Genomic DNA, 8013 nt, shown 5'->3' with positions numbered 1-8013 from the left:
CCTACCTGCTGGTGCCGCACGCGCCGCTCGGCCTCGACGGCTGGCGCTGGGTCGTGCTGATCGGCGCGCATGGCGCGCTGTTCGTGTGGTGGATTCGCCGCGAACTGCCGGAAAGCCCGCGCTGGCTCGCGCAGCAGGGCCGGGTCGACGAGGCCGACCGCATCATGCGCGCGCTGGAGGCGAAGGTCGAAGCCGAATACGGGCGACCGTTGCCGCCGCCCGCGCCGGCCGAACCCGTGCCGCCGCGCGGCAGCTTCCGCGACATGTGGGTGCCGCCGTATCGCAGCCGCACGATCATGATGACGATCTTCAACGTGTTCCAGACGGTCGGCTTCTACGGCTTCGCGAACTGGGTGCCGACGCTGCTGATCAAGCAGGGCATCACGATCACGTCGAGTCTGATGTATTCGAGCGTGATCGCGCTCGCGGCGCCGATCGGCCCGCTGATCGGCCTCGTGATCGCCGACCGCTTCGAGCGCAAGTCGGTGATCGTCGCGATGGCGGCGGCGATCGTCGTCTGCGGGCTGCTGTTCAGCCAGACGACGGTGGGGGCGTTCCTGATCGTGCTCGGCATCGGCCTCACGCTCGCGAGCAACATCATGTCGTACAGCTTCCACGCGTACCAGGCCGAGTTGTTCCCGACGTCGATTCGCGCGCGGGCCGTCGGCTTCGTCTATTCGTGGAGCCGCTTCTCGGCGATCTTCTCGTCGTTCGTGATCGCGGCCGTGCTGCGGGGCTTCGGCACGTTCGGCGTGTTCGCGTTCATCGCGGGCGCGATGGTGGTCGTGATGGCTGCAATCGGATGGATGGGGCCGCGCACGAAGGGCATCGCGCTCGAAACCATCTCGAAGTAGTCGGCGCGGTGTGCACGCGTGTCGCATGGTTCGTGCGGCATGCGTGCGATGCGGGCGCGGCCCCGGTTTCCGAGCGCCGGATCGCAAAAAATGCTTCGTCATGCAGATCATAAACAGGGCGACACGCTCGAGCCGGATGAAACCTGCGTGCCTTCGGACGTGTGCCGAAACCGCGCAACACGCCAGCCTGCCACGCAGCGAACACGCAAGCGGAAACGAGTTGAAACAAAGCGTGACGAAGCGCAATTCCCCGTAAAAGCGTGCTTCGGGCCGCGGCCGATTCGCGTATCGACGAGTAAAATAGGGGGCCTGACGACTCATTAGCCGCCATCGGAGTGCCCGCGTTGCATCAGCGAACGGCTCCACCGCGAAGAGGCGTCGGCGCCTGGCGCATGCGATGCGCCGGACGTGTCGATGGCTTGCGCGGAAGATGCGCCGCTCGCAGCAGCACCATGCGGCGGCCGGATCGGCCGATGGCTTCGAACCTATGATTCTTTCCCACCTGGCGCGGCGCTTTGCGCAGCCGCGTTGCCTCAACCGCGCAATCGCCGCATACGTGGGGCTCGCTGCCGCGGTGTCGATTTCCGTTGTCGCCGAACGGCCTGCCTTTGCCGCGTCCGATGCGCCGTCGTCTGCTGTGCAATCCTCGTCTGTCGCGTCGCCTGCTTCGGCGGCCTCTCGCACGCATCCGGCTTCGTCCGCGCATGCGGTGTCGGGTGCATCGGCCGCTGCGCCGACATCCGGGGCGTCACACGCGAATCACGCGAATCACGCGGAATTCGCGAGCGCGGCATCCGGTGCGTCGGCCGCTTCCTCGGCGTCCGCGGCATCGGCGGCATCAGCTGCCGCACCTGCATCGGCCGCATCCGGCACGCCCGCGAGCGAAGCCGAGCCGCCTCCGCCCACGCCGCCGCGCCGGCATCCGCCGTTGTCGGCCGAGGAGGCGCAAAACGTGACGGCGCGCGCGCTCGACATGCGCAAGCGCTTCACGCAGGAAGTCACGCGGCGCCTGAACGTGCCCGCGAGCGAGCAGCGCGCGTACGGCGACCGCCTCCAGAAAGCGCTCGCCGATGCTGATCTCGGCGATCTCGCCGGCGAATACGTCGCGATGGTGGACCGCGCGCCGAACGTGCAGGCGCTGTTCATCTACTTTCGCGCGACACCGGCCAATGCGTGGCTGATGATCGGCGCATCGCCGGTCGGCACCGGGCTGCCGGGCCAGTACGACCATTTCCTGACGCCGCTCGGCGTGTTCCATCACTCGCCCGACACGATGGATTTCCGCGCGGAAGGCACGACGAACGAGAACGGCATTCGCGGCTACGGTCACCGCGACATGCGCATCTATGATTTCGGCTGGGTGGACGGCGAGCGCGGCTGGGGCAAGGGCGGCGTGTCACCGATGCGTTTCCAGATGCATGCGACCGATCCCGACCGGCTCGAAGCGCTGCTCGGCGTTCGGCACTCGAAGGGCTGCGTGCGGATTCCCGCGTCGCTGAACACGTTCCTCGACCAGCACGGGCTGCTCGACGACGACTACCAGGCACGCGTCGAGGCCGGCAAGTCGCTATGGGTGCTGCGTCGCGATCGCGACATCACGCCGATTGCGGGTCGCTATCTGGTCGTGATCGACAGTGCCCGCAAGACCCGCCCGGCCTGGTCGCCGCTGCCGGGACGCGGCGCGTGGTCGAAGCTGCCGAAGGGCGGCGACACGGCGGACTGAGCGCCGGTTCGTCGGGTGCGGGCGGCGTGGAGATGAGAATAAATCCGTTTTATTGAGATATAAGGAAAGCAAACTTTTATTATCCGATCCGGGTTCGTATAGTCGAGTCCAGTTTCGCGGAACCCTGCCGCGCCTGGACCACCACCGACCACACGACCCGCATGAAAACTCTCTACAAGCTCGCTCCGCTCGCGATGCTCGGCGCCTTCGCGACCCATGCCGGTGCGCAAAGCAGCATCACGCTGTACGGTCTCATCTCGGCCGGTGTCGGATTCGCGACGAACCAGGGCGGCAAGAACGCGTGGCAGGCGCTGTCCGGCACGAACCAGAACCCGCGCTGGGGGCTGAAGGGCAAGGAGGATCTCGGGCAGGGGCTGTCCGCGGTGTTCCAGCTCGAGAACGGCTTCAACGTGATGACGGGCACGGCCGCGCAGAACGGCCGCGAGTTCGGGCGCATGGCGTACGTCGGCCTGGCCGACCGCACCTACGGCGCGCTGACGCTCGGCCGCCAGTACGACGCGATCCACGACTACATCGGGCCCGTGATCATCGCGAGCAACGGCGTGAACATCGGCGACAACGACAACGGCTACAACGACATCCGCGTGCAGCATTCGGTGAAGTACGTGAGCCCCGTCTACTACGGGCTGAAGTTCACCGCGCTGTACGGCTTCAGCAATACGACCGGTTTCGCGAACAACAGCGCGTACAGCTTCGGGCTCGGCTATGAGCGTGGCCCGCTGCGCTGGAGCGTGGTTTATGCGCAGTACAACCATCCGTACAGCGCGACGAACCAGGACGGCGCGATCGCGAACGACTATGCGTCGCCGCTGCTGATCTTCAGCAAGAGCGCGATGTCGCCGGCCGCGTACGCGAGCCGGCAGCGGATCGCGGGCACGGGCGGCTTCTACACGATCGGCCGCGCGCAGTTCGCGGCGATGTTCACCGACGTACGCTACGATTACCTCGACAATTCGCACCTGCACCTGCAGAACCTGGGCGTGAACGTCGTCTACACGATGACGCCGCAGCTCTTTCTGGGCGCCGCGTACGCGTTCACGAACGGCAAGTACGACGTGATCGACAAGCGTCCGAAATGGCATCAGGTGAACCTGCAGGCCGACTACTTCCTGTCCAAACGCACCGACGTCGCGCTGACTGTGATCGCGCAGCAGGCGGCCGGCGACGCGGATCATGCGCAGATCTTCGCGTATGCGCGTTCGACCGGCACGCGCCAGATGATGGCGACGCTCGGCGTGCGGCACGTGTTCTGAGCCCCCGACCATGACCCATCCGATCGCATCCCGCCGCACGTTCCTGAAACTGTCCGCCGCGCTGGCCGGCACCGCGCTGCTGCCCGAAACGGGCGCATTCGCGGCTGGCGGCGACGCCGCGCGCCGCACGGTGATCATCGATACCGATCCGGGGCAGGACGACGCCATCGCGATCCTGTTCGCGCTCGGCGCGCAGGACCGGCTCGACGTGCGCGCGCTGACGGCCGTGGCCGGCAATGTGCCGCTCGACCTCACCGAACGCAATGCGCGGATCATCCGCGACTGGGCCGGCCGCACGAACGCGCTGCCGGTGTATGCGGGCTGCCCGCGACCGCTCGTGCGCGAGCTCGTGACGGCCGCGAACGTGCACGGCAAGACGGGGCTGGAAGGCGTCGAACTGCACGCGCCGCGCGCGCCGCTCGCCGCCGGCCACGCGGTGTCGTACCTCGTCGATACGCTGAGCCGCGCGGCGCCGAACAGCGTGACGCTGTGCGCGCTCGGCCCGCTGACGAACATCGCGACCGCGCTGGTCGAAGCGCCGCAGATTCGCGCCGCGCTGCGCGAGATCGTGCTGATGGGCGGTGCGTTCTTCGAGCGCGGCAACATCACGCCGGCCGCCGAGTTCAACGTCTACGTCGATCCGCAGGCGGCCGAAGTCGTATTCGGCAGCGGCGTGCCGATCGTCGTGCTGCCGCGCGACGTCGCGGTGAAGGCGCCGATCACGCCGGCCCGCGTCGCGCCGTTCCGTGCGCTCGGCAACCGCTGCGGCGCGATCGTCGCGGACATCATGGAGGCCGAGCTCGCCTACAACAAGAAGCGGCGCGGCGTTGAAGACGCGCCGATGTACGACCCGACGGCCGTCGGCTATCTCGTCGATCCGACGCTGTTCGGCGGCCGCAAGGTGAACGTGGTGGTCGAGACGACCGGGCAGTGGACGCTTGGCGAGACCGTCGTCGACTGGAACGGGCGCAGCGGCCGTGCGGCGAATGCGACATGGATCAACGAGGTCGATGCGGACCGGTTCTACGCAGCACTCGTCGAACGGATTGCGAAGCTGCCCTGAACATGGGCAGCCACCCGGCGGACCGCGAACGTAATCAGATCTGCTTCGCAATCCATTCACGGCACGCGCGCACGTGCGGGCCGCGATCGTCGGCGGCGAGCGAGATCAGCGAGATCGCACGCGTGACGCGCGGTTTGTCGACGCGCAGCGCGACGAGTTCGGGATCGTGCAGATGCATCGTGTAGAGACTCGGCAGCACGGCGGTCGCGAGGCCGTTGCGCGCGAGCGCGTAGAGCGGCTCGGTGTATTCCATCCGGTACGTGACGTTCAGGCGCAGCTTTTCGGCGCCGCCGGTGCGATGCAGCGATTCGCTGACGCTGCCGCGCACGAATACCGCGAGTTCGCGATCGACCAGCTTCGCCCACGTGACGCTCTTCGCGCGGGCGAGCGGATCGTCGTGCCGCACGACGATCACGATCTCGTCCTCGAACAGCTGCTGGTAGCGCAGCGTGCCGTCGTCGCCGTCGGGTTCGCGCACGCCGATGCCGAGATCCGCGACGCCGTCGCGCACCGCTTCGACGAGCGCGCTGTTCGGCAGATCGGTGAGCGTGAAGCGCAGCGTCGGATGGGTGCCGCGCAGTGCGTTGAGCGCGGGCAGCAGGCGGCCCGCGACCGACGGGATGAACGCGATGCGCACGGTCTGGATGCGTTCGCCGATGAGCCGCGTCATGTCGTCGAAGGTGCCGCGCGCCTGGTTGAGCAGGCGTTCGGCGAGCGGCAGCACGGCTTCGCCGGCGGTGGTGAGCGTGAGCCGGTGCGCGCTGCGGGCGAACAGGCGGCCGCCGAGCAGGAATTCGATCTGGCGGATCGACGCGGTGAGCGCGGGCTGCGTGAGCGACAGCGCCAGCGCGGCCTGCGTGAAGCTGCGCGCATGCGCAAGGACGACGAAGTGCTGGACCTGCCGCAGCGTGAGCGCGGGGAGCAGCGACGAGCGGTCGGACATCGGGTAATAGCGGTCGGGATGCGGTACGCGGCAGTATAAGACCGCGCTGCACGAACCGACACAGGACAATATTCGGAATCACGGGAGAACCACCATGTCAGCGACTGACACGATGCCGGCGCGCACGCCGGCCAACTGGCTCGAACGACGCTTCGCGCTCGCCGCGCGCGGCACGAGCGTGCGCACCGAGACGATCGCGGGCGTCACGTCGTTTCTCGCGGCCGCGTACCTGCTCGTCGTGATCCCGTCGCTGCTCGCGACGGGCGGCATGGAGCGCGGCGCGGCGACGACCGCGACGATCGTCGTGTTCGTGCTGTTCACCACGCTGATGGGGCTCTACGCGAACCTGCCGTTCCTCGTCGGCCCCGGTATCGGCGGCTCGGTGATCATCGGCGTGACGCTCGCGACGACCGAGCACGTCGGCTGGCAGACGGGCCTCGGCATCGCGTGCGTGTCGGGCGTGCTGTTCTTCCTGCTGACGATCCTCGGCGCGCGCGGCGTCGTGGTGCGGCTGATCCCGGTGCAGATCAAGCTCGGGCTCGGTGCGTCGATCGGGCTGTTCGTCACGATGCTCGGGCTGCGCAATGCGGGGATGGTCGTCGCGAACGCGAAGACCAACGCGTTCGCGCTCGGCGACTTCTCGCGGCCGGGCGCGCTGGTCGCGCTGATCGGTCTCGCGGTCGCGATCGTGCTGCAGGCCCGCAAGGTGCCCGGCGCGATCCTGATCGCGATCCTCGTCGCGGCCGCGGCCGGCGTGCCGCTCGGCGTCACGCACCTGCCTGCGTCGTTCATGTCGCTGCCGCACAGCATCGCGCCGATCGCGTTCAAGCTCGATATCGGCAGCGCGTTGAGCCTGGCCGCCGCGCCGTACCTGTTCGCGTTCTTCGCGGCGGAATTCTTCTCGACGCTCGGCACCGCGCTCGCGGTCGGCGCGAAGGCGAACCTGCTCGACGAACAGGGCAACCTGCCGAACATCAACCGGCCGTTCCTCGTCGATTCGCTCGCCGCGACGCTCGGGCCGGTGTTCGGCATTCCCGCGCTGACCGCGCTGATTGAATCGGCGGCCGGCGTCGAGGCGGGCGGCCGCAGCGGGCTGTCGTCGCTGGCCGCGGCCGTGCTGTTCGCCGCGATGCTGCTGTTCGTGCCGGTCGCGCTCGCGATTCCGAAGGAGGCCACCGCGCCGGCGCTGATCCTGATCGGACTGTCGATGTTCGCGACGATCCGCCATACGCATTTCGACGACTTCACCGATGCGCTGCCCGTGATGTCGATGGTGCTGCTCACGCTGATGTCGAACAGCTTCGGCACCGGCATCGCGGGCGGGCTGCTGTGCTACGTGCTCGTCAAGCTGCTGGCCGGCCGCTGGCGCGACGTGTCGTGGGGGCTCGTCGTGCTCGCGATTCCGCTCGGCTATTACTTCTGGACCGTCGTGAAGCCGCACTGAGAGACGGCTTGCGCGACGCATCGCACTACGGAAAAAGAGACTGACATGAAGGGAACACCAGGCAATGTCCCGGCCGCGCGCACGGGCATCGAGATCACGCCCGCGCATCGAGCCTTCTTCCGCGCGCTGCCGAAGGTCGAACTGCATTGCCACCTGCTCGGCGCGGTGCGGCACGACACGTTCGTCGCGCTCGCCGAACGCAGCGGCGCGCCGATCGAGCGCGCGGAGATCGACGGGTTCTACGCGCGCGGCGAGAAACCGGTCGGCGTGCTGCACGTGCTGCGCGCGCTGGATAAATATCTGCTGACGCAACCCGACGACCTGCGGCGGATCGCATACGAATATCTGGAAGACGCGGCCGCGCACAACGTGCGGCATGCTGAATTCTTCTGGAATCCGACGGGAACGGTGCGCGTATCGGGCATCGCGTATCCGGACGCGCAGGCCGCGATCGTGACGGCGATCCGGGACGCCGCACGCGATTTCGGGATCGGCGCGCGCCTGATTCCGAGCATCGACCGTGAGCAGGACCCCGACGAAGCGGTTGCGATCGTCGAATGGATGAAGGCGAATCGCGCGGACGAAGTCGCGGGGCTCGGCATCGACTATCGCGAGAACGACCGGCCGCCTGAACTGTTCTGGAAGGCGTACCGCAACGCGCGCGCGGCCGGCTTCCGCACGACCGCGCATGCGGGCGAGTTCGGAATGCCGT

Annotated in this window: 7 protein-coding genes; 6 read left to right on the top strand and 1 reads right to left on the bottom strand. The window is 67.9% G+C overall.

The window, feature by feature from the left end; genetic code table 11:
- From JMF90_RS14015 to JMF90_RS14000, 4 genes are all read left to right on the top strand, one after another.
- Positions 1-854: MFS transporter (locus JMF90_RS14015; RefSeq protein WP_201325172.1), on the top strand; the 854-nt coding region annotated here is incomplete at its 5' end.
- A 397-nt stretch (positions 855-1251) separates the two neighbouring features.
- The gene (locus JMF90_RS14010) at positions 1252-2577 is read left to right on the top strand and encodes a L,D-transpeptidase (protein ID WP_011546928.1); all 1326 of its coding nucleotides are present in this window, start codon (positions 1252-1254) and stop codon (positions 2575-2577) included.
- 161 nt (positions 2578-2738) lie between these two features.
- On the top strand, positions 2739-3851 hold the full coding sequence (locus tag JMF90_RS14005) for a porin (RefSeq protein WP_011546929.1): 1113 nt from the start codon (positions 2739-2741) through the stop codon (positions 3849-3851).
- Positions 3852-3861: 10 nt separating this feature from the next.
- Positions 3862-4914 carry a nucleoside hydrolase gene (locus JMF90_RS14000; RefSeq protein ID WP_011546930.1) on the top strand — a complete coding sequence of 351 codons (1053 nt, stop codon included), beginning with the start codon at positions 3862-3864 and terminating at the stop codon, positions 4912-4914.
- Positions 4915-4948: 34 nt separating this feature from the next.
- On the opposite strand, the gene JMF90_RS13995 is transcribed toward JMF90_RS14000, so the two are convergent.
- Entirely contained in the window at positions 4949-5857 is a 909-nt protein-coding gene (locus JMF90_RS13995; protein ID WP_041489350.1) for a LysR family transcriptional regulator, read from the bottom strand.
- 94 nt (positions 5858-5951) lie between these two features.
- Here JMF90_RS13995 and JMF90_RS13990 point away from each other — a divergent pair, with 94 nt between their 5' ends.
- Both JMF90_RS13990 and JMF90_RS13985 read left to right on the top strand, forming a co-directional pair.
- Positions 5952-7301 carry an NCS2 family permease gene (locus JMF90_RS13990; RefSeq protein WP_011546932.1) on the top strand — a complete coding sequence of 450 codons (1350 nt, stop codon included), beginning with the start codon at positions 5952-5954 and terminating at the stop codon, positions 7299-7301.
- 45 nt (positions 7302-7346) lie between these two features.
- The coding region (locus JMF90_RS13985; RefSeq protein ID WP_374104238.1) for an adenosine deaminase at positions 7347-8013 on the top strand (667 nt) is incomplete at its 3' end.

Source organism: Burkholderia sp. E168m23, from assembly GCF_016586125.1.
Lineage (GTDB): Bacteria > Pseudomonadota > Gammaproteobacteria > Burkholderiales > Burkholderiaceae > Burkholderia > Burkholderia orbicola.
This window is presented reverse-complemented; position numbering and strand designations above follow the sequence as displayed.

Excerpts from the sequence above, each read along its gene's own strand:
- JMF90_RS14010 (WP_011546928.1), top strand. The coding sequence starts at position 1,252 with ATGCGCCGGACGTGTCGATGGCTTGCGCGGAAGATGCGCCGCTCGCAG.
- JMF90_RS13990 (WP_011546932.1), top strand. The coding sequence starts at position 5,952 with ATGTCAGCGACTGACACGATGCCGGCGCGCACGCCGGCCAACTGGCTC.
- JMF90_RS14005 (WP_011546929.1), top strand. The coding sequence starts at position 2,739 with ATGAAAACTCTCTACAAGCTCGCTCCGCTCGCGATGCTCGGCGCCTTC.
- JMF90_RS14000 (WP_011546930.1), top strand. The coding sequence starts at position 3,862 with ATGACCCATCCGATCGCATCCCGCCGCACGTTCCTGAAACTGTCCGCC.
- JMF90_RS13995 (WP_041489350.1), bottom strand. The coding sequence starts at position 5,857 with ATGTCCGACCGCTCGTCGCTGCTCCCCGCGCTCACGCTGCGGCAGGTC.